Source organism: Flavobacterium xylosi (assembly GCF_042787345.1).
GTDB lineage: Bacteria > Bacteroidota > Bacteroidia > Flavobacteriales > Flavobacteriaceae > Flavobacterium > Flavobacterium xylosi.
The window spans coordinates 135,818-161,389 of sequence record NZ_JBHZPZ010000007.1; the positions used below are offsets into that span (position 1 = coordinate 135,818).

General features: G+C 33.5%; 24 protein-coding genes. 9 read left to right on the forward strand and 15 right to left on the reverse strand.

Annotation, left to right across the window (positions count from 1 at the left end; all coding sequences use genetic code 11):
* The first annotated feature begins 315 nt into the window (after nt 1–315).
* Nucleotides 316–2,187, forward strand: a complete 1,872-nt coding sequence (locus ACFX5E_RS07850; RefSeq protein ID WP_379854638.1) for an alpha-amylase family protein — start codon at nt 316–318, stop codon at nt 2,185–2,187.
* Between the two features lie 89 nt (nt 2,188–2,276).
* Here ACFX5E_RS07850 and ACFX5E_RS07855 read toward each other — a convergent pair whose 3' ends face one another.
* From ACFX5E_RS07855 to rsfS, 7 genes are all read right to left on the reverse strand, one after another.
* Nucleotides 2,277–3,047: a superoxide dismutase gene (locus ACFX5E_RS07855; protein WP_379854639.1), complete on the reverse strand. Its 771-nt coding sequence runs from the start codon at nt 3,045–3,047 to the stop codon at nt 2,277–2,279.
* A 6-nt stretch (nt 3,048–3,053) separates the two neighbouring features.
* Complete coding sequence (locus ACFX5E_RS07860) at nt 3,054–3,323, reverse strand: acyl-CoA-binding protein (RefSeq protein ID WP_379854640.1); 270 nt, start codon at nt 3,321–3,323, stop codon at nt 3,054–3,056.
* Nucleotides 3,323–3,976 carry a phosphatidylserine decarboxylase family protein gene (locus tag ACFX5E_RS07865; protein WP_379854642.1) on the reverse strand — a complete coding sequence of 218 codons (654 nt, stop codon included), beginning with the start codon at nt 3,974–3,976 and terminating at the stop codon, nt 3,323–3,325. Before ACFX5E_RS07865 ends, ACFX5E_RS07860 begins: the two co-directional genes overlap by 1 nt.
* A complete protein-coding gene (locus tag ACFX5E_RS07870; RefSeq protein ID WP_379854643.1) occupies nt 3,966–4,856 on the reverse strand; it encodes a phosphatidate cytidylyltransferase in 891 nt (296 codons plus the stop codon). The genes ACFX5E_RS07865 and ACFX5E_RS07870 overlap by 11 nt, the downstream gene beginning before the upstream one ends.
* 1 nt (nt 4,857) lies before the next feature.
* Nucleotides 4,858–5,460, reverse strand: coding sequence for a lactate utilization protein B/C (locus tag ACFX5E_RS07875; RefSeq protein WP_379854644.1), 603 nt, complete (start codon nt 5,458–5,460; stop codon nt 4,858–4,860).
* Nucleotides 5,461–5,573: 113 nt separating this feature from the next.
* Nucleotides 5,574–7,499 (reverse strand): ATP-dependent zinc metalloprotease FtsH, encoded by a 1,926-nt coding sequence (ftsH, locus tag ACFX5E_RS07880; protein WP_379854645.1) that lies wholly within the window; start codon nt 7,497–7,499, stop codon nt 5,574–5,576.
* 14 nt (nt 7,500–7,513) lie between these two features.
* Nucleotides 7,514–7,885 (reverse strand): ribosome silencing factor, encoded by a 372-nt coding sequence (gene rsfS, locus ACFX5E_RS07885; RefSeq protein ID WP_073207166.1) that lies wholly within the window; start codon nt 7,883–7,885, stop codon nt 7,514–7,516.
* Nucleotides 7,886–7,980: 95 nt separating this feature from the next.
* Here rsfS and ACFX5E_RS07890 point away from each other — a divergent pair, with 95 nt between their 5' ends.
* Nucleotides 7,981–8,709 carry a biotin--[acetyl-CoA-carboxylase] ligase gene (locus ACFX5E_RS07890; protein WP_379854646.1) on the forward strand — a complete coding sequence of 243 codons (729 nt, stop codon included), beginning with the start codon at nt 7,981–7,983 and terminating at the stop codon, nt 8,707–8,709.
* A 65-nt stretch (nt 8,710–8,774) separates the two neighbouring features.
* Here ACFX5E_RS07890 and ACFX5E_RS07895 read toward each other — a convergent pair whose 3' ends face one another.
* Both ACFX5E_RS07895 and pyrE read right to left on the reverse strand, forming a co-directional pair.
* Nucleotides 8,775–9,167, reverse strand: coding sequence for an SRPBCC family protein (locus ACFX5E_RS07895; protein WP_379854647.1), 393 nt, complete (start codon nt 9,165–9,167; stop codon nt 8,775–8,777).
* A gap of 81 nt (nt 9,168–9,248) precedes the next feature.
* Nucleotides 9,249–9,890 (reverse strand): orotate phosphoribosyltransferase, encoded by a 642-nt coding sequence (gene pyrE / locus ACFX5E_RS07900; protein ID WP_379854648.1) that lies wholly within the window; start codon nt 9,888–9,890, stop codon nt 9,249–9,251.
* 7 nt (nt 9,891–9,897) lie between these two features.
* Between pyrE and ACFX5E_RS07905 the strand changes: the two genes are divergently transcribed.
* The 3 genes from ACFX5E_RS07905 (at nt 9,898) to ACFX5E_RS07915 (ending at nt 12,297) form a co-directional block, all read left to right on the forward strand.
* Nucleotides 9,898–10,497, forward strand: a complete 600-nt coding sequence (locus tag ACFX5E_RS07905; RefSeq protein WP_379854649.1) for an NUDIX hydrolase — start codon at nt 9,898–9,900, stop codon at nt 10,495–10,497.
* 762 nt (nt 10,498–11,259) lie between these two features.
* Nucleotides 11,260–11,688, forward strand: coding sequence for an META domain-containing protein (locus ACFX5E_RS07910; protein ID WP_379854650.1), 429 nt, complete (start codon nt 11,260–11,262; stop codon nt 11,686–11,688).
* Between the two features lie 87 nt (nt 11,689–11,775).
* A complete protein-coding gene (locus ACFX5E_RS07915; protein WP_379854651.1) occupies nt 11,776–12,297 on the forward strand; it encodes a DUF4251 domain-containing protein in 522 nt (173 codons plus the stop codon).
* A gap of 92 nt (nt 12,298–12,389) precedes the next feature.
* Here ACFX5E_RS07915 and ACFX5E_RS07920 read toward each other — a convergent pair whose 3' ends face one another.
* From ACFX5E_RS07920 to ACFX5E_RS07935, 4 genes are all read right to left on the reverse strand, one after another.
* Nucleotides 12,390–14,180 (reverse strand): acyl-CoA dehydrogenase family protein, encoded by a 1,791-nt coding sequence (locus ACFX5E_RS07920; RefSeq protein ID WP_379854652.1) that lies wholly within the window; start codon nt 14,178–14,180, stop codon nt 12,390–12,392.
* A 170-nt stretch (nt 14,181–14,350) separates the two neighbouring features.
* Nucleotides 14,351–15,532 carry an acetyl-CoA C-acyltransferase gene (locus ACFX5E_RS07925; protein WP_379854653.1) on the reverse strand — a complete coding sequence of 394 codons (1,182 nt, stop codon included), beginning with the start codon at nt 15,530–15,532 and terminating at the stop codon, nt 14,351–14,353.
* Nucleotides 15,533–15,536: 4 nt separating this feature from the next.
* Nucleotides 15,537–17,927, reverse strand: coding sequence for a 3-hydroxyacyl-CoA dehydrogenase/enoyl-CoA hydratase family protein (locus ACFX5E_RS07930; RefSeq protein ID WP_379854654.1), 2,391 nt, complete (start codon nt 17,925–17,927; stop codon nt 15,537–15,539).
* Between the two features lie 92 nt (nt 17,928–18,019).
* A complete protein-coding gene (locus ACFX5E_RS07935) occupies nt 18,020–18,502 on the reverse strand; it encodes a MarR family winged helix-turn-helix transcriptional regulator (RefSeq protein WP_379854655.1) in 483 nt (160 codons plus the stop codon).
* A 379-nt stretch (nt 18,503–18,881) separates the two neighbouring features.
* Between ACFX5E_RS07935 and ACFX5E_RS07940 the strand changes: the two genes are divergently transcribed.
* Genes ACFX5E_RS07940 through ACFX5E_RS07955 form a run of 4 tightly spaced genes read left to right on the forward strand, consistent with a single transcriptional unit; the run spans nt 18,882 to nt 22,382 of the window.
* Nucleotides 18,882–20,156 carry a hypothetical protein gene (locus ACFX5E_RS07940; protein WP_379854656.1) on the forward strand — a complete coding sequence of 425 codons (1,275 nt, stop codon included), beginning with the start codon at nt 18,882–18,884 and terminating at the stop codon, nt 20,154–20,156.
* Between the two features lie 8 nt (nt 20,157–20,164).
* Nucleotides 20,165–21,574: a hypothetical protein gene (locus ACFX5E_RS07945; protein WP_379854657.1), complete on the forward strand. Its 1,410-nt coding sequence runs from the start codon at nt 20,165–20,167 to the stop codon at nt 21,572–21,574.
* Nucleotides 21,575–21,937, forward strand: a complete 363-nt coding sequence (locus ACFX5E_RS07950) for a hypothetical protein (protein ID WP_379854658.1) — start codon at nt 21,575–21,577, stop codon at nt 21,935–21,937.
* The gene (locus ACFX5E_RS07955; protein ID WP_379854659.1) at nt 21,927–22,382 is read left to right on the forward strand and encodes a PIN domain-containing protein; all 456 of its coding nucleotides are present in this window, start codon (nt 21,927–21,929) and stop codon (nt 22,380–22,382) included. Before ACFX5E_RS07950 ends, ACFX5E_RS07955 begins: the two co-directional genes overlap by 11 nt.
* A gap of 138 nt (nt 22,383–22,520) precedes the next feature.
* Here the strand turns inward: ACFX5E_RS07955 and ACFX5E_RS07960 are convergent, their stop codons facing one another.
* Nucleotides 22,521–23,573 carry a proline iminopeptidase-family hydrolase gene (locus tag ACFX5E_RS07960; RefSeq protein ID WP_379854660.1) on the reverse strand — a complete coding sequence of 351 codons (1,053 nt, stop codon included), beginning with the start codon at nt 23,571–23,573 and terminating at the stop codon, nt 22,521–22,523.
* Nucleotides 23,574–23,595: 22 nt separating this feature from the next.
* Nucleotides 23,596–25,371, reverse strand: a complete 1,776-nt coding sequence (locus ACFX5E_RS07965) for an AMP-dependent synthetase/ligase (protein ID WP_379854661.1) — start codon at nt 25,369–25,371, stop codon at nt 23,596–23,598.
* Nucleotides 25,372–25,572: the final 201 nt, after the last annotated feature.

Here is a 25,572-nt window from a genome sequence, read left to right on the forward strand (position 1 = left end):
AACAACAGCGAAATAGGAATTTCTTCAATGGATTTATTTTTTGTCAAATTTATGAAAAAGGTTACAATCCTACTCGATATTAGGATTTATTTATAATGTTTGAAAAACAACCAAAAAATGATGCAATTCTGCTTTTAAAGTTATCAACAAATAAAGCTACTCTTTCGTTGTAGTGGTTTTTTTGAACAAGTATTTGTTGTAATTATTTAACGATCTTAACGTAGTTCTATAAAATATATTAAATTTAAAAATTGAATAATTAAATGAGTTTATTTATCTAAAAAAATGAATTGAAACAATTATAAATAATTTTATATGACAAGAAAAACAGCTATTGTTGCAGGGATTAGCGTAATGCTTTTGGCAACTGCCTGCAAAACAAAAGATTTAAAAATGAATGCAGAAAAGAAAGAGATAATCTCTGATAAGAAAATTGTGGTGTATCAGGTTTTCACTCGATTATTTGGAAATAAAAATACCACTAATAAACCGTGGGGGACCATAGAAGAAAATGGAGTAGGGAAGTTTAGTGATTTCACCGATAAAGCGCTTGATGAAATAAAGGATTTGGGTGTAACTTATATTTGGTACACAGGAGTTCCACATCATGCTTTGATTCGGGATTATACTGCGATAGGGATTTCTAATGACGATCCAGAAGTAGTAAAAGGTAGAGCAGGTTCTCCTTATGCCGTAAAAGATTATTATAATGTAAATCCAGATTTAGCCGTTGATCCAGCGAATCGTTTGCAAGAATTTGAGGCATTAATTGCCAGAAGCCATAAAGCAGGATTAAAAGTAATTATTGATATCGTTCCCAATCATATTGCACGTAAATACGAAGGGAAGAATAATCCAGCGGGAGTTAAAGATTTTGGTGCTGATGATGACGTTACTGTTGAATATAAACGCGACAACAATTTCTATTATATTCCAAATACGCGTTTTGAAATTCCAAATACGGCAAAACCTTTAAACGGAGAAAAGAATCCGCTAGTGGATGGGAAATTTGAAGAATACCCAGCGAAATGGACAGGGAATGGTTCTCGAATGGCAAAGCCGGATAAAAATGATTGGTACGAAACCGTAAAAGTTAATTACGGAATTCGCCCAGACGGATCTAAAGATTTTCCAGAGCTTCCTGCTGGTTTTGATACGAAATCCTATCAAGAGCATTACAATTTTTGGAAAGATAAAGATGTTCCGGATTCTTGGGAAAAATTCCGTTCTATTGCCTTGTATTGGACAGCAAAAGGGGTAGACGGTTTTCGATATGATATGGCGGAAATGGTTCCTTATGAATTCTGGAGTTATATGAATTCGGCTATAAAAATGGCGAACCCAAATACTTTTTTATTAGCCGAGGTATACAATCCTAAGGAATATCGAAATTACATTCGGCTTGGGAAAATGGATTATCTGTATGATAAAGTCGAGACATATGATAAATTGAAAGATGTAATTAGAGGAAAAGCATTGCCTGATGGACTTTCGGATATCCAAAAAGGGATGGAAGATATCGAACATCATATGTTGCATTTTCTGGATAATCATGATGAGCAACGTTTAGCTAGTCCAGAATTTGCTGGGACAGCGCAAAAGGGAAAACCTTTAATGGTTGTTTCAACTGCGGTAAGCACTTCGCCAACTATGGTTTATTTTGGACAGGAAGTAGGTGAGGCGGGAAACGAAAATTCAGGATTTGGGACGCATTCCAGAACTTCAATTTTTGATTATATTGGAGTACCCACTCATCAGCGTTGGATGAACGGGGGAAAATTTGACGGAGGCCAACTCACACAAGACGAAAAAGACTTGCGTGATTTTTATAAGCGATTGCTTAATTTTTCTATTATCAGTTCTGCATTAATGGGGAAATTCGAAGAAATTCAAACCCTAAATCGTAACAATACAAAAGGTTATGATCCCGGAATTTATTCATTCACACGGTGGTCTGATGCTCAAAAATTGATTGTGGTTACAAACTTTTCATGGCTCGCGACAAGTAATTTCGAATTAAAGATTCCTTCAGATATTATCCAGAAGTGGAATTTGAAAGATGGTAATTATACTTTGACAGATCAATTATATAAAAAGAGTTCTATACAATTACAGGTTATGAATGGCGAAGGAAAAGCGCAAATTACAATCGCTCCATCAGAATCATTTATTTATCAGTTGGAATAAGTCAACTATAATAAGTCTTTTACTCGTATTAAAAAAAATGCTGTTACAAATTTTGTAACAGCATTTTTTTTAGCTTAAAACCGAAATGACTACTTCTTTACAGCAGCATCATAATTCTCACCCACTTTTTTCCAATTGATTACATTGAAAAAAGCATCTATATAATTTTTTCTTTTGTATTGGTAGTCCGTATAATAAGCGTGTTCCCAAATGTCTAAAGCCAGAATAGGTTTCCCTGGAATTAATGCATTCGTCATTAAAGGATTGTCTTGATTTTGAGTACTGGTAATTTGTAATTCACCCGATCTGTCAACTACTAACCATACCCAACCAGAACCAAATAATTTTACTGATTCATTTCTGAATAATGAATTGAAATCTTCAAATGATCCAAATTTTTTGGTAATTGCTTCTGCTAAAAGAGCATTAGGCTGTCCGCCGGCTTTTGGAGCCATACACTGCCAATAAAGCGTATGATTGTAAAAACCTCCTGCATTATTTCTGAGATTAGCATCATTCAAATCTAATTTAGATAATACTTCTTCTATCGTTAGGTTTTCCAATGGTGTTCCTGCTAACGCCCTGTTCAAATTATTGGTGTATGTCAGGTAATGTTTAGAATAATGCATTTCTAAAGTAGCAGCCGAAATATTTGGAGCTAATGCATCGTAAGAATAAGATAACTTTTCCAGCTGAAAAGAACCCTCATTTGCTTTTACATCTTCGGGAAGTCCCATAGCTACTTTTTCTTGAGCGGTAGGAAGCGGAACATCAACAACTTCCGTTAGTTTTTTATTATTACAGGATAGCAATAAAGAAACTAAAAGCAAATTAGATATTAAAAAAATATTATTTTTCATTTGAATTTATTTTTTTAAAATAGAATTAATGATTTCAATATACTGTTCTTTGGCTTCATCAGAAGTAAGATGGCTAATTTGCATCCAAGCATTGGTTTTGAAAGCATCTCTTAGATGATAGTTAGATGTTTGTTTCAAGTCCAAAATTCCCAGAGTAGCCTGTTTATAAAAAGCATAAAGTCTCAACTGTACATCTTGTGGTAAAGATGCCTGGGTCATTTCAGAAGCAATTTCAACTGCCTCTTGAAATCGGGTATCTAAATCTTTTTCAATCATTATCCTTTTGTAGCAATAATTGTTTTTCCGCCAATGGCTTTTTGATTAAGCACCACATTGATAGGTGTTCCAATAGGTAAAAATATGTCTACTCTTGAGCCAAATTTAATGAAACCAGCATCAGTTCCCTGAATAACCTGCATTCCTTCTTCGGCATAATTTACAATTCTTCGGGCTAAAGCACCTGCAATTTGTCTGTATAAAATTGCACCGAATGTATCGTTCTCAATGACTACTGTAGTTCTTTCGTTTTCTTCACTTGCTTTGGGATGCCAAGCGACCAAGAATTTTCCAGGATGGTATTTGCTGAATTTCACAATTCCGCTAAGGGCATAACGCGTTACATGCACATTTATTGGTGACATGAAAATAGATATTTGCAGACGTTTATCTTTGAAATATTCTCCCTCAAAAACTTCTTCAATAACAACTACTTTACCATCAACAGGAGCGAGGATTTGATTTTCATTAAGGATTACAGTTCTTTTTGGATTTCTAAAAAATTGCAAAATGATAATTAGCACTAATAAGGCACTTATTTGAATTAACATTTTAATCCAGTTAGTGTCAATAAATTTATCAGACAATAAAAGTACAGTAGTACTGAAAATAATGCCTAGCAGTATAGACGGGGTTCCTTCTTTATGAAACATAGTTTAAGATTTGGTAAAATAAAAATATAATTGGTGCTACAAATATAACACTATCTAATCGATCTAGTATGCCTCCATGGCCAGGCATTATACTTCCGCTATCTTTTACGCCAGCGATACGTTTGAATTTGGATTCAATTAAGTCTCCTATTGTACCTACAATCCCAACAATAACGGCAATTGAAGTCCAAATTAATATTGATCTTTCGCTAAACTGCGGATTGGCTCTAATGTAATATTTTGAGATAAGATAGCCTGCTAAAACCGCGAAAACTATTCCACCTAAGAAACCTTCAACTGTTTTTTTAGGGGATATTTTTTCGAATAATTTGGTTCGACCTATAGATTTCCCAACAATATAAGCAAAGGTGTCGTTAGTCCATATTAAAATAAATAATCCAATTATAATTTTGGGATTATAGTCATTTATACCAAAAGAAATTTTAGTAATAAATACAAATGGTAGGATAATGTATCCTAATAAATACAAGTATTTTGATGAAGTGCTTATTTTTTGGATGTTATCATAAAATAAGAAAAGGATACATTTAATAGATACAACCAATGCTATAACCAATAAAACGATGTCTAATTGTTGTATGTTTATTGAGATTTCTAAATCAGTTTTGAATAGTTGATTGATAGTATCTGTAGTGATTTTATTGTAATGACTCACTAAAGTGACCGCAGTATATAAAACTATTGCAAAAAGAATTGGAAATACTTTGTTTATTTGACCTAAATTACAAAATTCATAAACAGAAATAAGTAGAAAAGCTCCAAATAATATGAAAAAGCTTTCAGTAGAATATAATATGGCGGCTAATAATAAAATTACATAGATAGCACCAGATATGGCTCTCTTGAGTGTTTCATTCATCTTATTGGTCTTCTAAAAGCAATAAATATAGGTTTTTAGCTGAACTTCCATATTGTGTAAAATCTTCCTCTTTTGCTTTTTCGAAATATTTTATTGTAGTAATGTTGGTAGGGTAGTCTCTTTCGTATTTCTTTTTTATAGCACTAAGTCCATCGCTTTTTGTAGCGAGAATCTGGCTTGTGGTAGCTAAAATTATAATGTTTGCAGGTAGTTCGTTTGGTTTGTGTTGTTTTATTTGTTTCGAAGAAAATAAAATAGAACCCTCTTCAGCAATTAAATTTTCACAACTTGCAAGAAGAAATTTAGGATCTGCTGATTTATCGTAAGTAAGTTTATTGTCATCAAGAATCTTGAAAAGTGTAGGGTCATAACACATTACAGCGCTTTCAAACCAGTCATTCTCTTCCAGGATATTTTCAAAATGTTCGCTTACTTCTTCTGAATTTTCACAGTATAAAAATTTACCTCCATTTTTTTTAAAATTATAGATAAATTTTTCATCTACAGAGGTAGTGTTATCAGTAAAGGATTTACTGAATTCACTCTCTTTTTCTTCGTCAGAGGCTGGATTAATAGAACCGAAAATTTTTCTAAAAAGACTCATATACTTTTAAACTACTTAATTTATTATTTGAAACGTCCAAAGATAAAAAAATCTTAATTCAAAAGAGGTTTTTGAATTAAGATTTTAAAAATAAATAAATTATTATGTGTTATTTAAGAGACTACTTCTTCAAGATTTTTATCAAAACTTCTTTTTCCAAAAATTGCTTCTAAATCATCTTTGAAAATAACTTCCTTTTCAATTAGAATATCTGCGAGCTGATTCAGCTTATCTTTATTTTCTTCTAAGATTTCAATCGCTCTTTGGTATTGACTTTCAATAAGTAATGAAATTTCTTCGTCAATAATTCTAGCGGTTTCTTCAGAATATGGTTTTGAGAAGCTGTATTCACTTTGTCCGGTTGAATCATAATAGGTAACATTACCAATTTTTTCATTCAAACCATAAACCGTAACCATTGCTCGTGCTTGTTTAGTCACTTTCTCTAAATCGCTTAATGCTCCGGTTGAAATTCTGTTAAAAGTTACCTTTTCAGCAGCTCTTCCGCCCATTGTAGCACACATTTCGTCTAGCATTTGATCAGGACGTACAATTAATCGTTCTTCAGGTAAATACCATGCCGCTCCGAGACTTTGCCCTCTGGGAACGATAGTTACTTTAATTAGCGGTGCAGCGTGTTCTAACATCCAGCTTACAGTTGCGTGCCCAGCTTCGTGAATAGCAATTGCTTTCTTTTCTTCCGGTGTTACAATTTTATTTTTCTTTTCAAGACCACCAACAATTCTGTCAACAGCATCTAAGAAATCTTGTTTATCAACCGCAGTTTTGTTATGTCTAGCAGCGATTAAAGCAGCTTCATTACATACATTGGCAATATCAGCACCTGAAAAACCAGGCGTTTGTTTTGCTAAAAAGTCGGTATCAAGTCCTTCAATTTTTTTCAAAGGAGCAAGGTGAACTTTGAAAATTTCAGCACGTTCACGGATATCCGGCAAATCAACAAAGATTTGTCTGTCAAATCGACCTGCACGCATCAAGGCTTTGTCAAGGACATCGGCTCTATTTGTTGCGGCCAAAACAATTACATTAGAATTAGTGCCAAAACCATCCATTTCTGTAAGTAATTGGTTTAATGTGTTCTCACGTTCGTCATTTCCACCTGACATATTGCTTTTTCCTCTGGCTCTACCTACAGCATCAATTTCATCAATAAAAATAATAGCTGGAGATTTTTCCTTTGCTTGTTTGAATAAGTCACGTACACGTGATGCACCTACTCCTACAAACATTTCCACAAAATCAGAACCTGATAAAGAGAAAAATGGTACTTGTGCTTCCCCTGCAACGGCTTTTGCTAATAGGGTTTTTCCTGTTCCAGGAGGTCCTACCAATAAAGCTCCTTTTGGGATTTTTCCTCCAAGGTTCGTGTATTTTTCAGGGTTTTTAAGGAATTCTACAATTTCTTGTATCTCTTCTTTTGCACCTTCAAGTCCTGCAACATCTTTAAATGTAGTTTTAATATCTGTTTTTTCGTCAAAAAGTTTAGCTTTCGATTTTCCAATATTAAAAATCTGTCCGCCGCCGCCGCCGCCGCCGCCTGACATTTTTCTCATGATAAAAATCCAAACACCAATAATGATAATAATTGGCAATAAACTGATAAGAATGTCAGTCCAGTTATTTTTTGGCAAGAAATTAAAATCTTTTAATTTTCCTTCAACAACTGCTTTTTCCAGTTTGGTTTGAAATATTTGATCATTTCCAATATCAAAAGAATAATGAGGACCTTTATTAGGTCTGTCAAAAACATCTTTAGCTACTTTTTTATGCACAGCATCTTTTAAAGCTGTTGTGTTAAGATATACCTCGGCTTCTGTTTTATTGTAAACGATAACTTTTTCAATTTGTCCTTTTCCTAAATAGGTATTAAATTTAGAAGAGGTTAATTGTGAAGGTTCTTGTAAGCTAGATCCCCCAGTTATAAAACTTATAAACAAAAAAATTAATAATATTGCAGTGTAAATTAACCAAGGACTTACTTTGAATTTATTCGAATTTGGATTATTATCTTTAGCCATTATAAGTTATTTCTTTAGTATTTGTTTTGGATCGTAGTGATTTTTGCATCACCCCAAAGGCTCTCAATGTTATAATATTCACGGATGTGTTTTTGGAAAACGTGTACAACTATGTTAACGTAGTCCATCAGTACCCATTCGGCATTATCAGTTCCTTCAACATGCCAAGGCTTGTCTTTCAATTCTTTTGATACTGTTTTTTGTATAGAGTTAACAATCGCGTTAACTTGTGTATTTGAATTACCATTGCAGATGATAAAATAGTCACAAACTGCCGTGTCTATTTCTCTCAAATCAAGAATATCGATATCATTTCCTTTTACCTCTTCAATCCCTTTAATGATGTTTGCCAACAGGTCATCATTATTTATAGTCTTTTTCGCCATGAATTATTTTTAAATAAGTTTGTAAAGTTACCATTTTTTGTGATTATTTTTGAACCTTAACATAATATTAAATTCTGTTTCACAAAATACGTTATATGAAACTAATCAAACTCGATGCCATAGATTCAACAAATGAATTTCTAAAAGGATTATCGAACAAACAAGAACTGGAAAATTTTACGGTTGTTACTGCTGAAAATCAAACCAAAGGAAAAGGACAAATGGGAGCGGTTTGGGCTTCTGAGGCGGGTAAAAACTTAATATTGAGTGTTTTGGTAAAGGATTTTTTATCAGATATTTGTCAGATATATAATCTCAATATTATAGTTTCACTAGCAGTAATTAATGCCCTTGAATCCTATAAGATTCCGGATCTTAGCATCAAATGGCCAAACGACATAATGTCATACAATAAAAAAATAGGGGGCATTTTGATTGAAAATAGTATCAAAAGTGACGGAAGTATTGTTTCTATTGTCGGGTTAGGTTTAAATGTAAATCAAACAAATTTTGAAAATTTGCCTAAAGCGTCTTCTTTGGTGGTTATTTCCAAAGCAAAATTTGACAAAGAAGATATACTATTTACGATTATTGATAATTTGGAACAAAAGATTAAATTATGGAAGGATCAATCGGATCTTTTATGGCTGGAGTATTCCAATAAGCTATTTAAAAAAGGAATTCCAATGCCCTTCTCAAATCTGAATAATCAAAATTTCATGGGAATTATTCAGGGTATATCTGCAATGGGTAAACTCGAAATTCTTTTGGAAGATGATAGTATATCCGAATTTGATATCAAAGAAATTCAAATGCTTTACTAAAAAAAATGTTTAAGATAGGATTTGATTCTAATCTTAAACATCTTCAATATCAGGTTTTCTATTGATTACAATTTTACCATATTAGTGGCTAATGTTTCAATAAATTTTCCAATGGGACCTTTTATCATCATTGCCATCATAGGATTGAAATCGCCATCAAAATCAAGTTTAACATCGCTTGAGTTATCAGTAATTGCATTAATATTGGCAACTAACGTAAATGGAAGTTTATCGCTTGCAGCACCCAAAACAATTTTGTTTGGCGCTACTTTTTCTTTCATTTTTAATTTTATTTCCGGCATACCTTTCAATCCAAAAATAAAAGCATCGTCACCGATAACTTCAAATTTCGCAATATTTTCGGGCATTAATTTTTCGAAATTTTGTACATTGCTCAACAAATCAAATAATTCTTGTGCTGATTTTTCGACAGTAACTTTTGGACTTTCTAAGTTCATATTTTAAAAGTTTATTTGTTTATTTGGTTAATCGTTTATCCGTTAGGATATTTTTAAAATTGTTAATCAAAAAATCTAAAATCAATTTCCCCAAGTTGACGGACTCACGTTCCATTCTCTTAAAGTTTGTTCCTCTTTTTCCGTAATATATTTTTTGGCAACAGCCAAATTCAACAAATTTTGATAATTGCTTAATGTCAATAAATCGATATTGGCATTTTTGAAATTTTGTTCCGCAACATCAAATCCATAAGTGAATATTGCTGCCATACCTTTTACGTTTGCTCCTGCTGCACGCAAAGCTTCGACAGCAAGTAAACTGCTGTTTCCGGTGCTTATCAAATCCTCTACAACGACAACGTTTTGTCCTTTTTGTAAAAAACCTTCCACTTGGTTTAATCGTCCATGTTTTTTTGGTTCTGGGCGAACATACACAAATGGCAGCCCTAAACTCTCTGCAACTAGCATACCAATTCCTATCGCTCCAGTGGCTACACCAGCAATAACATCAGGTTTGCCAAATTGTTTTTCAATATTTTTGGCAAATTCATCGCGGACATAGTTTCTTATGACTGGAAATGAGAGGATTAAGCGGTTGTCGCAATATATTGGCGATTTCCATCCGGAAGCCCATGTAAAAGGATTTCCTGGATTCAATTTAATTGCATTTATTTGCAAAAGCAATTCGGCTGTTTTTTCGGCTGTATCTTTATTAAAAATCATAATACAAATGTATAAAGTTTTTGTTAACGACAAACCACTTTTTTTGACAAATCACATCTCTAAAGAGACTGATTTTCAATTATTCTTGTTAGAGAGTATTGACATAGAGCAACTTATAGTAAAAATATTTCAAAATAAAATTCAAAAAGCTTATCTGTATCATCCAGATGAAAGGGAGATTATGAAGACTTTGAAAGCTAAAATTCCTGTTACTAAAGCTGGGGGAGGCTTGGTTTACAATAAAAAAGGCGAGGTTTTATTTATTTTTAGAAACGGAAAATGGGATTTACCCAAAGGCGGAATTGAAAAAGGGGAAGAAATTGAAGACACTGCCATGCGTGAAGTAGAGGAAGAGACAGGCGTTAATCTATTATCCATAAAACACAAACTGCAAAAAACGTATCACGTTTTTAGACGTAATGGAAAATACAAACTGAAAATTACCCACTGGTTCGAAATGCATTCGGATTTTGAAGGCACACCGCAGGGCCAATTAGAAGAGGGGATTGAAAAGGTAGCTTGGCTGAATCCAGAACAAATCCCGGAAGCGTTAAAAAACTCCTACGAAAATATAAAATTATTGTTTGAAGACATTAATGTCCGATAAAAAAGAAACCAAATTGATGGCTTCTTAGTAATATAGTATTTTAGTTTTGCAAAATTAAAAAAGACGATCAGCAAAAATAGGAATTTTATACTAAATCAGTTTTAGGATAGCTGATTTTTTACCAGACAATTCGATGATAAAAGTTGGAGTTAAGAAGCACGATTCATACAGATATGTAAAACAATTCTAAAGGCAAGACCGCGTTTGAAGTTACCTTCAATATATTTTATTTAGAGCAGACTCGATAGCAGCTCTCTATAAAATAGGTTGGCAAATAGAATTACTTTTCATGCAAATCAAAAAAAAAATTTCCTTTGAAATTCTTTTTAGGCGATAATAAAAATGCAATAAAGATTCAAATTTATTGTGTTTTAACTTTAATTTTTGATGGGGTGATAAAGAAAAGTTTGAAAAGAAAAGGGGCCTTTTCTAATATAGTTAGCTTTTGCAGAATTCATTTATTTAAATAAATTTTTAGAAAGTCCAGAAAAGGAGTGGCAAATAGATACAGGATCAAATATGCAGTTTAGTATTTTTTGATGATAATTCAGCAGTTGCATTCTTGAATACTGCATAAAAAAGATCCTGAGAATTTATAATAGAAAAGGAAATACATTTTCGTTCGCTTATCTAATTCTCCAAATTGCAGCAAAAATTAAGCTGTTATGAGCCAAACTCTCGTAAGGTTTTTGAAAATTAAGGTAAGTAACTTTCTAAAGTTTTCTATCGGATAACAATAATTAAGATTTTAAAACAAAACACATGAAAAAAATAATTTTATCGCTAACTATTTTGTGCTTAGTATTTATTTCCTGCAATTCAGTTGTAAAGTCAAAGACAAAAACAACTTTACTGGAAGGAACTTGGGAGCTAAATTATATACGAGGGCCAAGAATGGCTTTTAAAGAGTTATATCCGAACAAAAAACCAAGCGTCACTTTCGATTTAAAGAAGAACAACGTTACAGGAAGTAACAGTTGCAATCGTTATTCCGGGAAATTAAATGTGGATGGAAATAAAATCAGTTTCAAAGAACCTATGGCAGTAACCAAAATGTTTTGTCCCGGAGAAGGGGAGAATGTTTATATGTCGACACTGCAAAAAATAGATTATTATTCTATTTCTGAAGATGGAAAAACTTTGAATTTTATCATGGGGGGTATTTACGTGATGAGTTTCGAGAAAAAATAAGCTAGGAATTTACCCGTGAAGGTTTTTTAATGAATCTTATTGTTTATTTTACATAAAAAATAATTTTAATCAGAATAAATAGAAATCATGAAAGCAAAAAACTTCTTTTTAGTATTGTTGCTTTACCTTGTTGTCACTATTAGTTTTGCTCAGGAAAAAACTAAAAAAAAGCTAAGAGAAGCCGGGAAAATTGAAAAACAAAACCAGACGGAGATTTTGGTGAATTCCAAGGAATTCTTTTTTGTAGTCAGAAATGCCGCACCTCAGGGTTTCAGAAACATAGATTTAACTTCTAATTTCAATTATATACAATTTCAACCTAATTTTATCAAAAGCGAAATGCCTTTTTTTGGTACAGCCTATAGTGATGTTGCTTATCGTGGCGATGGCGGATTAAATTTTGAAGGAAAACCACAAGAATATACGTTTAAAAAAGAAAAAAAAGCGTATCAAATAAAAGCGAAAGTTAAGGGGCAATATGATGTATATACGATGTATCTCTCCGTTTTCTTTGATGGTAGCGCTTCACTTTCCATTAATTCAAATAATCGGAGTACAATTTCCTATAATGGAGAAATAAGTCCAATAGAAAAGAAGGAGATTAAATGATTTTTTAAATTTAAGCCATAAAAAAAACCGTCTCGTTATTTCAACTCGACGGTTTTTTTAACAAATAAATTCAACCAAAAACTATTTTCTAATTAGTAACAGTATTCATTTTTCTCTACTAATTTTGCCGTGATTGCTTCTCTTAATGCAACAATATTTGGCATGTTTGTGTATTTTGTAAAACGACGTAATCCCATTAGCATCATGCGTTGTTCATCTCCTTCGGCAAAAGAAATAACACTTTCTTTCCCTTTTTGAGTAACGATATCCACTGCTTGGTATAGGTATAATTTTGCCATTGCAATTTGCTCTTGGACTTTAGCTTCTCCTTCTTTTTTGGCTAATTTCTCCGTTCTAAGGATCGTACTTTCAGCCATGTAGATTTCGATTAAAATATCTGAAGCTGCCATCAATAATTGTTGGTGTGCATCTAAATCCGGACCGTATTTTTGAACAGCTCCACCAGCAACCATTAAGAATGCTTTTTTCAATTTGCCAATCATTTCTTTTTCCTCTGCAAACAATTCAGAATAATCAGGGGTTTCAAATGATGGAATTCCCATTAATTCTTCTTGTACTTTTGATGCAGGTCCCAGTAAATCAATATGTCCTTTCATTGCTTTTTTGATCAACATACCTACAGAAAGCATTCTGTTTATTTCATTAGTACCTTCATAGATACGAGCAATCCTTGCATCTCTCCAAGCACTTTCCATTGGTGTATCCTCAGAGAATCCCATTCCTCCAAAAATTTGAATTCCTTCATCGGCACAGTTTTGAACATCTTCAGATACTGCCACTTTTAGGACAGAACACTCAATAGCATATTCTTCAACTCCTTTTAATTCGGCATCCTGATGCGTAGTACCTTCCGCTTCACGAGCAGTAATTCTATCTTCAATATCTTTTGCCGCTCTATAAGTAGCACTTTCACCAGCATAACAAGAAGTGGCCATTTCTGCTAATTTTGCACGAATCGCACCAAATTGGGAAATTGCAGTGTTAAATTGGATTCTTTCGTTTGCATATGCAGTTGCGTTTGTAATCACTCTACGTTGTGCGTCAAGACAGGCTGCAGCCAATTTAATACGACCCACATTCAAGGCATTCATTGCAATTTTGAAACCATTTCCTCTTTCAGACAGCATGTTTTCAACTGGAACCTTAGTTTCGTTAAAGAAAACCTGACGAGTAGAAGAAGCACGAATTCCTAATTTGTGTTCTTCTTCTCCCATTGAAATTCCGTTATCTTTCGTGTTTTCAACAATAAAACCAGTAATGTTTTTGTCGTCTCCAATACGGGCGAAAACGATGAATACAGAGCAGAAACCTGCATTCGAAATCCACATTTTTTGACCTGTAATGGAATACGTTTTTCCGTCTTCAGACAGAACTGCTTTTGTTTTTCCTGAATTGGCATCTGATCCTGCGCCTGGTTCAGTAAGGCAATAAGCACCAAACCATTCGCCAGAAGCTAATTTAGGCACGTATTTTTGTTTTTGTTCTTCGGTACCGTATAAAGTAATTGGCATTGTTCCAATTCCTGTGTGTGCTCCAAAAGCAGTAGAGAACGATCCAGTTGCTCCTGAAATATAATCACAAACCAAAACAGTGTTCACAAACCCCATTCCCATTCCACCATAAGCTTCAGGCACTGCAACACTTAGAAAACCTAAGTCTCCCGCTTTACGCATCGTTTCTTCAGTTAAGGCATAATCTTTCTTTTCAAAACGGTCTTTATTAGGCCATAATTCTTTGTCTACAAACTCTTTTACAGAGTCACGCATCATTAATTGTTCTTCATTGAAATCTTCTGGAGTGAAGATATCTTCGCACTTTGTTTCTTTTACAAGGAATTGTCCTCCTCTGGTTACGTTGCTCATTTTGTTACTTTTTTTTAGGTAATAGACTGTTAGATAATGACAATCTAATTTTATAATTTCTTTGCGTTAACTTGTCATTCCGACGAGGGAGGAATCTCATTATGATATTCCGTTCCAATAGTATGAGATTCCTCCTTCGTCGGAATGACAGAAGGAGGAATTGTTTTTATCTACAACAACTCGTAAATCCCTGCTGAACCTTGCCCGGTTCCTACACACATACTCACAATTCCGTATTTGCTGCCTCTTTTTTTCATTTCGTCGAACAGTTGAACAGACAATTTAGCTCCGGTACAACCTAGCGGGTGTCCCATTGCAATTGCTCCACCATTTACGTTTACGATGTCAGGATTTAAACCTAATTCACGAATAACGGCTAAAGATTGCGATGCAAACGCTTCGTTCAACTCAATTAAATCAATATCATTCAACGTTAAACCCGCTTGTTTCAATGCTTTTGGAATTGCTTTTACAGGTCCAATTCCCATAATTCTTGGTTCCACTCCAGCCGAAGCAAAGTTTACCAAACGGGCGATAGGAGTAAGGTTCAATTCTTTTACCATTTCTTCGCTCATGATTAGAACAAATGCTGCTCCATCACTCATTTGAGAAGAGTTTCCAGCGGTTACACTACCTCCAGCTTCAAATACGGGTCTTAAACCCGCCAAAGCTTCCACAGAAGTTCCTGCTCTAGGACCTTCATCTTTATTTACGATATACGATTTAGTCTCTTTTTTACCATTTTCATTGATAAACGTTTGCTCTACCGTAATAGGAACAATTTGTTTGTCAAATTTACCTTCGGCTTGCGCTTTCAGGGCTTTCATGTGCGATTGGTATGCAAACTCATCTTGGTCCGCACGAGATACTTTGAATTGTTGGGCAACCGCTTCCGCAGTTAATCCCATTCCCCAATAGTAATCTTCGTTTCCAGCTTTTGCAACAGCATAATCCGGAGTAGGCTTGTAACCTCCCATTGGAATAAAACTCATGCTTTCGGCTCCACCGGCAATGATACAATCTGCCATTCCAGACTGGATTTTGGCTGTAGCCATACCAATTGTTTCTAAACCTGACGCGCAATAACGGTTTACCGTTACACCCGGAACATCTTCGATTTTCAATCCCATTAAGGAAATCAATCGTCCTATGTTTAATCCTTGTTCTGCTTCCGGCATGGCATTTCCTACCATCACGTCATCAATACGTTTCTTGTCGAAATCAGGCAACTCATTCATCATAAATTGAATCGTTTCCGCTGCTAATTCATCAGGACGTTTAAATCTAAACACACCTTTTGGAGCTTTCCCCACGGCTGTTCTGTATGCTTTAACTATATAGGCTGTTTTCATTTTTTTAGTTTCTTAGAGGTTTCCCTTTGGTTAACATAAATTGGATTCTTTCCAATGTTTTTCTTTCCGTACACAATGACAAGAAAGCTTCACGTTCCAGATCCAATAAATATTGTTCGGTTACTAATGATGCCTCTGATAAATCACCACCAGCCATTACATAAGCTAGTTTGTTTGCGATTTTCTTGTCGTGTTCTGAGATGTATTTTCCGGCTTCCATTTGGTCAGTTCCTACAAGGAACATTCCCAAAGCTTGTTTTCCAAGAACTTTTACATCGCTTCTGCGAATTGGTTGTGTGTAACCAGCTTCGGCCATTAGTAAAGCATGTTTCTTCGCTTCAGCAATCTGACGGTCTTTGTTTACCACGATGATATCTTTCCCTTGTTGTAAAAGTCCCGTATCAAAAGCTTCATATCCAGAAGTAGACACTTTTGCCATAGCGATCGTCAAGAAATATTCTTGCAACACATTCAGCTCTACATCATTTTTATGGAATAAATCAGATGCACGCAATGCCAGTTCTTTCGAACCTCCACCACCTGGAATTACTCCAACACCAAACTCCACTAATCCCATATACGTTTCCGCTGCTGCAACAACTTTATCGGCATGCAAACTCATTTCGCAACCGCCGCCAAAAGTCATTCCGTGTGGCGCAACCACAACAGGAATTCCAGAGTAACGTACGCGCATCATCGTGTCTTGGAACATTTTGATTGCCATATTCAACTCATCATATTCTTGTTCTACTGCCATCATGAAAATCATTCCGATATTGGCACCCACAGAGAAATTCGCTGCTTGATTTCCAATAACCAGACCTTGGTATTCTTTTTCAGATAAATCAATCGCTTTATTGATAGCGGCCAAAACATCGCCACCAATCGTATTCATTTTAGACTGGAATTCTAAATTCAAGATTCCGTCTCCTAAGTCTTGTATAATTGCACCGCTATTGCTCCATACTTTTTTGCTTTCGCGAATGTTGTTCAGGATAATAAAGGAATCCTGACCCGGAACTTTAGTTTGTGATTTTGTTGGGATATTGTAGAAAAAAGTGGCTCCTTCTTTAATAGAATAAAAACTAGAACTTCCAGAAGTCAACATATCATTTACCCATGCAGCTGGTTCAAGACCTTCTGCTTTCATCATTTCAATTCCTTTTGCAACACCTATGGCATCCCAAATTTCGAAAGGACCATTTTCCCATCCAAAACCGGCTTTCATAGCATCGTCAATCTTGTATAATTCGTCTGAGATCTCAGGAATTCTGTTAGAAACATAAGCAAACATTCCTGCAAAACTTTTTCTGTAGAATTCTCCTGCTTTGTCTTTTCCTTTTACCAGAACTTTAAAACGGTTAATTGGTTTATCAATCGTTTTTGTCAGTTCCAAAGTGGCGAAAGAAGCTCTTTTAGCCGGACGGTATTCTAAAGTATCTAAATCCAAAGACAAAATATCCTTGTCTACTTTTTTATAAAAACCTTGACCTGTTTTGCTTCCCAACCATTTGTTCTCCATCATTTTGTTGACGAAATCCGGTAATTTGAACAACTCGTGTTGTTCGTCATTCGGGCAGTTTTCGTAGATTCCGTTGGCAACATGCACCAAAGTATCCAATCCAACTACGTCAACGGTTCTGAAAGTAGCCGATTTTGGGCGACCAATAACCGGACCAGTCAATTTATCTACTTCCTCAATTGTAAGTCCCAATTCTTTTACCAAATGAAACAAACTCTGAATCCCGTAAATACCAACTCTATTCCCGATAAACGCCGGAGTATCTTTGGCAACAACCGAAGTTTTACCCAAGAATTTCTCTCCATATATAGTAAGGAAGTCCAATACTTCTGTTGAAGTTTGTGGGCCAGGAATAATTTCGAATAATTTTAAATAACGCGCAGGGTTAAAAAAGTGTGTCCCGCAGAAATGCTTCTGAAAATCGTCGCTTCTTCCTTCACTCATAAAGTGAATCGGAATTCCAGAGGTGTTTGAAGTTACCAAAGTTCCTGGTTTTCTGAATTTTTCAATTTGTTCAAAAACCAGTTTCTTGATGTCCAAACGTTCCACTACAACCTCAATAATCCAATCGACAGCAGCAATTTTTGCCATGTCATCAGTGGTATTTCCAGTTGTGATTCTGCTTGCAAATTTCTGACTGTAAATAGGAGAGGGCTTCGATTTCAGGGAATTGGCTAAATGCTCATTTACCAATCGGTTTCTTACGATTTTGCTTTCTAAAGTAAGCCCTTTTTTGGCTTCTGCTTCGGTAAGTTCTCTTGGAACAATGTCCAAAAGTAAAACCTCGACACCAATGTTAGCAAAATGACAAGCAATTCCTGAACCCATAATTCCGGATCCAATTACTGCAACTTTTTTAATTGTGCGTTTCATACGTAGTTAATATTTATTTTTTTTTATTTTAATACCTGTCTGCCGACAGGCAGGTGGTATCGCCATTCTTAATTATTGATTATTTTTTTAAATCAGGCGATGTCATTTTCTGTTTGCTCCGCCAGTTCGCTGACGCTCTTATGATTAAATATATTCTTATCTTGAATTAATTCGTTGATTGTTTCAGAAACTTCAATAAAATGTTGCAGCTTCTCCTCAGAGATATGTTGTTTCACGGTTTCATTAAATTTCAAAACCGTATTCTTGGATAATTCTCTTTTTTCTTTACCAAAATCAGTCAGGTAAATCAAAACACCACGGCCATCTTCAGGGTTTTTCTTTCTTATGATCAATCCCTTTTCCTCCATAGATTTCAAGGTTCTGGTCAGGCTTGTGGCTTCCATTCCCATTTTTGGTCCCAAAGCCGTAGAGGGTGTTCCCCCTTCCTTGTCAATACTCAACAAAGCAAAACCGGTGGCCATACTCGCATCATATTTAGAAGCTTCTTCATTATACATTCTGGCAACCGCTTGCCAGGTAGCTCGTAGTATGTAATCTATTGTTTTGTCTTTCATAGGGAACTATATCGATTTCAAATATAATAAAAAATACTATGCACGCATAATAAATTAAATTATTTTTTTGTTAAAAAGCATTAAATATAAATAAATACCGCTGAAATTGAGGAAATTGAATCGTTTTTTAACGTATTTTTTGGGCGCGCCCCTCCGTTTTGCTGCGTCGTTCCTCCTCGCAACTCCGGGTCGGGCTGTCCGTTGTATCTTTTATTCCGTCCCGAACCGTCGGGACTTCATAAAAGGATGCCACTTCCATCCCTCGCGCAAATCCTGCAGATGAGAAATAATGGGATTTGAAATTTAATTGGTGGGATTATGAGTTTTCGTAATTGTAAGTAGTTTATTATAATTACATTTGTATATAAATATAATGTAAGTGATTTTAAAAGAACCAATTCCCAATCCACAAATGGTCAGAAAATTCTATTTTTTGGACTATATATTTATATTGTTACAAAGTTGTAAAAACCATGAAAATAAAAGTGTTATTTTTCTTAATTTTAAAATTCTGAAAGATAAAGAAAGATTAGGTGAATCAAAATATAGAAAGTTAACAATTGAACAATCTGACTTGTCTTTAAAACAAGAGCAAAGATATTTTTATACATATGAGCAGGTAATAATTGAGGCTGTTAGTTATGAGTTAGTAAAAAATAATAATAACAAATTAACTTTGACTGAAACAGGTATGGAATGCTTGAGTTTAGGAGAAAAGGATAGAAGATTATTTTATGAAAGGTTACTTTTATTAATGGAGAAAAAATATTTTGCTTTTTTTGATTTAATAAATTTATGTTATTCAGAAAATAAAACTAAAAATGGGTTATTAATATTTCCAATTTATTCTCCTAGAAAGTTAGGATTTGAAAAGTCAAATATGAAAACTAACGGGGATATAATTTCATATTCTAATAAATTAAAGAAAAAATTAGAAAATGATATTGTAAATTTTCTTCAACAAAATATCGATTTACAAAATGCTAATGAAATCTTATTACAATCTTTGTTTAGCGATGGTTTGCTTACAAAAGAACTAGATAAGTTGTTTGATGGGGAAAAATATAATTCGATAATTATTAGATTTCGAAAATATTGGCTAAATTATTTTTTGAATAAAATTTATAACTATAAACATTCTTTTGAAACATTTAATATTTGGGTTGAAAGAGGGAAACAATTGGGAATCATACATACAACTGAATTTTATCCTAATTTTGATGGAAGGTTGGTATACCCAACTTCTATCATTACAAATAAAAGTAACAATAAGGATTTAATTAATGTTTTTTCATATGAAAATGGACAAAAATTATTTATTCATAAATTACAATGGAATCAGGATAATCAAGATAGTTTTGTTGATTCTTTAGTTGAAATTTATTTTGATTTAAAAAGAACCCGAGGCACGCATTTTGTCAGAATTTCAGATTTGCGAGAAAGAGTGTGTTACAAAAGAAGAATCCCAAGTTTTATTTTTAATGAATTTATTGAAAAAATATACAATAGAAATTTAAAAGGCGAGACGAAAGTACAGATATCTTTAGAAGCTGATCGGCTTCCCTACGAAACAAATGCGATGTATTTGAAAAGAGAGCCTGTGTCGATAAATGGTCAGTATAAAAATATTATAGCAATAGATTATAGAAAATAAATAGATAAATGAAAAATTTACTTAAGAAACCAACGAGTGAAATATCTGATGACAAAAAAACTAGATATGAAATTTTCAATTTAAAAGAAAATCCCTTTCCTAATACACCTTTTGTAAATAAGGTTTCTCCTGACGACAGGTACAATGGTAGGATTTATGAAAGTAAAATTAGAGAAGCTGAAAGAACCCAAATAATTGAAAACTTTGTCAAAGAACCACAGAGTAATCCTAATCATATAAGATTAGGGTATATTATAGATAATTCATATGTAGGACGTGGAAATGGGAAATCTGCATTTACGTTAGATTTAATTGATAAGATTAATTTTGATTATAGCTTAGATATTTCTAATGATGTTAATAAATGCTTCGGATTACATATATCTCCTTTGCCTAGTGGAAAATCCAAAACATTTTATGATTTTGTGGATTTAATTTTTGAAGAAATAATCAATAAAAATTTGATAAATTATTGTTTGGCCTCTTTAAGATTAGAAGTAATAATTGAGAAGTTTAGTGATCAAATTGATTTAGAAAAAGATTTTGAAGATCAAAAAGATTTAGTTTCTAAATTAAATTCATCGCATTTTTTTAAAGGTAAAAATTTTACTATTTCTGATATAACGAGAGAATTTTATCAGAAAAAAGAATTTAGTAAAATATCTGCAGATTTCATCTTGAATAGAGATAAAAACAATTTTTATGGTTCTAATGTTGCAAATCAAGATGATTTTAAAAAATATTTTGAAGGATTAAAAAAAGGTAAACAAAGAATTGATTTTATTTTTAATGATTTAGTCCTGTTTTTTGAAGCTAGTGGCTTTAATGGATCATATATAATAATTGATGATTTTGAAAGAATTCCGGATTTTCAAAGTGAAAAATTAAAACAGGAGTTTGCATTAGAGATTAGGACTAATTTTTTTGATGGCGTTTTAGAAAATGCAAGGATAGGTTTCTATAATTTAATATTAGTTTTACATGCGGGTGTTCCTAGATTAGTTGAGAAATCATGGTCAACATCTGGAATGGAGAGAAGAAGCCCTATGTTAAGTGAAAATGGAGATATATCAAAACATATAATTTATTTCAATAAGCTAAATTATAATCAAGCTAGGTCATTGCTTGAGATTTATTTAGAAAAATATAGAATTCATCCTACACCAGAAAATAAAATTTTTCCATTTACAGAAAAAGCTATTGAGTTAATAGCTGAAAAATCAGAGTATAATGCATCTACCATCTTAGAAAGAGCATTTAGTTTAATTGAAAAAGCAATAATAGAAGAAATTGCAGAAATTAATGATGTTTATGTAAATGAAAAATTGGGTAAGAAAGATGATTGGGAGTCTGATTTTCAAAATGATATATCTAAAGAAGATTCAGATGATTTGTTTAGTAAATCAAAAAAACAATAAATGCATCACACATTTAGCAGAGAAGAATACAAAGAATTTTTACTGGTTGAATTTTTAAAAAGTAAAGACTACGATGAAAATTTTTCACATTTGACAGGTCATTTTGAAAGTTTAAAATATTGGGAAATAAAAATATCATCAATTAACAATATCCTTACAATCATTTTGGAGCAATTAGAAAAGAGAGGGATTGATACTAATGAAATAATAAAATTCATTTATGAATTGCCATTGAGCTATGATTTTTTAATTCAAGAAACTGATATAAGATTTATAGATACCCTTTATAAAAATATTCTCAGTCCTAATTTAGTTTTAGAAGATTATTTAATAGATACGCAATACTCTATATATGGCAAGTGAGATATATGTTATTGATACAAATGCAATCATATCCTATTTTGCTGATATATTTGTTGGTTCAGATATATCTATAAGTGGTACTTCTCTTGAAATTATTGATTCTGCTTTCAAAAATAATAATGAGATTAAGCTAATCATACCGGCGTGTGTTTTCATTGAAATATTTATAAAATGGTTCAAAAATGAAGAAGTTGCGAGCAAAATTATATCTGAAGTGTATTTGAGAATTAAAGAAAAAGATAATATGGAGATACAACCATTAGATAGAGAAATATTAGAAAATTATATAAAAATTAAAGATATTGAACTTGATCATAATTTTGATGGTCATGACAAGCAAGTTTTTGCATCAGCAATGACAATGGAATGTAAATTAATTACTTCTGATAGAAGATTAATTAGATATAACAAGAGGAAAAATATGATACCTGGTATTTTGTCTTAGCAATTATTAGGATTATAAATTATCTTTTAACTAATATATTTTAAAAATAATCATTGCGCCTTTTGATTTATAGTTTCCCACTAAAAACCAAAAAACCACGAACATCAATTCGTGGTTTTTTGTATGATAAATATTTTTCTAAGCCTTCTTAAACTCTCCACTATCCACATCTTTCAAGAACTTGATTACGCCCGGGAAATAGTATTTAGGGTCATCGTATTGCGAAAGGTGGCTTCCGTTAGGACATAATAAGAAACGTCCGTTTTGAACTTCTTTAGACATCCATTCCATGTGCTTGGGATCCATCGTGTCATATTTGGCACCAATAACCAGTGTGGGAACACTAATCGTTTTAAGTCTGGCAGTGACATCCCAATTTTTTAAAGAAGCATCTCCTGTAATTCCAAATTCACTTGGCCCTTGCATAAACACATACACATTTGAGTTCATGTGTTTGAAAGCTCTGTTTATGGATTCTGGCCATAGATCAACAGGCATTCTTAAAATGTGTTCTGTATAATAGTATTTAAAAAGCAGTTCGGTGTATTTTGGGTTGGTGTAATCCTTGTTTTTTTCAAATGTTTTTATTTGATCAAAAACTGCTTTTGGAAGTTTTGGACCCAATACTTCTTCAGCATATTTGTTGTAAGCAGGTGCGCTGGCCATCATATTGGAGATGATCAAACCTTTCAGGTTCTTTTGGTATTTCAAAGCGTATTCCATCGCTAGGATTCCGCCCCAGGATTGTCCCAAAATATAAAAGTTGGTATTGTCACAACCTAAAGCTTTTCGAACCTGTTCCACTTCTTCCACAAAACGTTCGTTTGTCCACAAACTATTGTCATTGGGTTGATCGCTGTAATACGAGCCCAATTGATCGTAATAAATGTATTCAATGCTTTCATTAGGAAAATACCCGTCAAAGCATTCGTACAATTCATGCGTCAATCCGGGACCGCCATGAAGCAGCAACACTTTTATTTTTGGATTATTGCCTACGGTTTTGGTCCAGACTTTAAAAGTGCCTTTTGGCGTTTTTATAGGAATCATTTTGATACCGCCCGTCAGCTGATCGTCCCGTTTGGAGAAATCTAAATAATTTGCTTTAATCGAATCTTCCTTTGGTTTTTCCTGACAATTAGAAAAAAAGAATACACTTAGAACGGAACAAATTATTAGTTTTAGTTTCATAACGGGATTGCTTTACAAAATGTTAGTTGTATATTTTATGGAATAAATCAATGTATTTTTCCATTACTATTTTTCGTTTTAGTTTTAAAGTTGGAGTCAATTGTCCACCCTCAATAGACCAAATATCTGGCGTCAGTTCAAAACGTTTGATTTTCTCCCAGTTTCCAAATTTCATATTCAAGCTGTCAATTTCTGCTTGAATTCGTTCGATTACCTTTTCGTTTGAGATAATTTCTTCGTTGCTTTTTCCTATGTTGATTCCGTGAATGACGGCCCATTCTTTGATGAAATCAAAACTCGGTTGAATAAAGGCTGCCGGCATTTTCTGACCGTCGCCAATCACCATGATTTGCTCAATGAAACGAGATTGTTTCATCGTATTTTCAATCAGTTGTGGAGCGATGTATTTTCCTCCTGAGGTTTTGAACATTTCCTTCTTGCGATCGGTAATTTTTAAGAATCCATCGGCATCAAAAATTCCAATATCACCAGTATGGAAATAACCGTCAGTGATTACTTCGCTGGTTAATTTTTCATCTTTAAAATAACCCATCATCACGTTAGGTCCTTTGCAAAGGATTTCGCCGTCTTCAGCAATTATCACCTCTACATTATCAATTACTTTTCCCACGGTTCCCACTCTGAAACCTTTATTTCTCATGTCGTTTACGGATATTACGGGTGACGTTTCAGTCAAGCCATAACCTTCCATTACGGGGATTTCTGCAGCTGCAAAAACTCTGGCTAATCGGGGTTGTAAAGCGGCACTTCCTGATACCATTAAATCTAAATTTCCGCCTAAACCTTCTTTCCATTTGCTGAAAATCAATTTGCGTGCAATTTTAAGTTGCATTTCATACCAAAAACCATTGGCTCCGTACGGCTCATATCTCAGTCCTAAATCAATAGCCCAAAAGAAAAGATTCTTTTTAATTCCTGTTAATTCGGTTCCTTTGGCATAAATTTTATCATATACTTTTTCCAAAAGTCTTGGTACAGCTGTAATTACCGTTGGTTTTACTTCTTTAAGATTATCACTGATTTTATCTATCGATTCCCCAAAATATACCGATACGCCATAATATTGATATAAATACAAAATCATTCTTTCAAAAATATGACAGATAGGAAGGAAACTCAAAGCACGACTTTTTCCTGCTTCAAAAGGAATTCTTGTCGCACTATCCAATACATTAGATACGATATTTTTATGCGAAAGCATGACGCCTTTTGGTCTTCCTGTTGTTCCCGAAGTATAAATTATAGTCGCTAAATCTTCAGTTTTAACATTGCTTTTTCGGTATTCAACATCATTTTGATTGCCGGTGTCTACACCAAGAATCAATAATTCGTTCCAGTTTTTACATCCTTCAATTTCGTTGAAAGAGTACACTTCTTTTAAATTCGGAACTTTATTTCGAATTAAATTTACTTTTCGAAGCACCTCGGCATCCGATACAAAACAATAAATAGCACCCGAATGATTCAGGATATATTCGTAATCCTCTTCAGAAATGGTTGGATAAATAGGAACGGTTTGCGCTCCGGTTTGCAAAGCACCAATATCCATAATATTCCATTCGGTTCTGTTGTTAGAGGAAATAATGGCAATTTTATCGTCTTTTTGAATACCCATCCTCAACAGTGCCCTGGAAACCGCATTGGCTTTGGCTATGTATTCCTGAGTAGAAGTTTTTACCCAAACACCGTTCTGCTTGCTTACTAAGGCGTCCGGAATGTTATTGTATTTTTCTTGTTGGTAATAGGGAAAATCAAAAAGGCGAGTGATAGTTATCATTATAAAATAATTGAATTTTATCGCAAATTAAATAAAAATTAACGATATTTTTTGTTTTTCAAAAATTAATTGGAAAAATTAAGCGGTTTACCGAAATCGATTTCTTTAAATAGGGTTCAAGAAGTAAATTTAATGCGAAAAAACGTATGTAAAAGTGCCTATAGAAATTCTCTTGTCATCACTCGTTATTTTTTTTTTTAA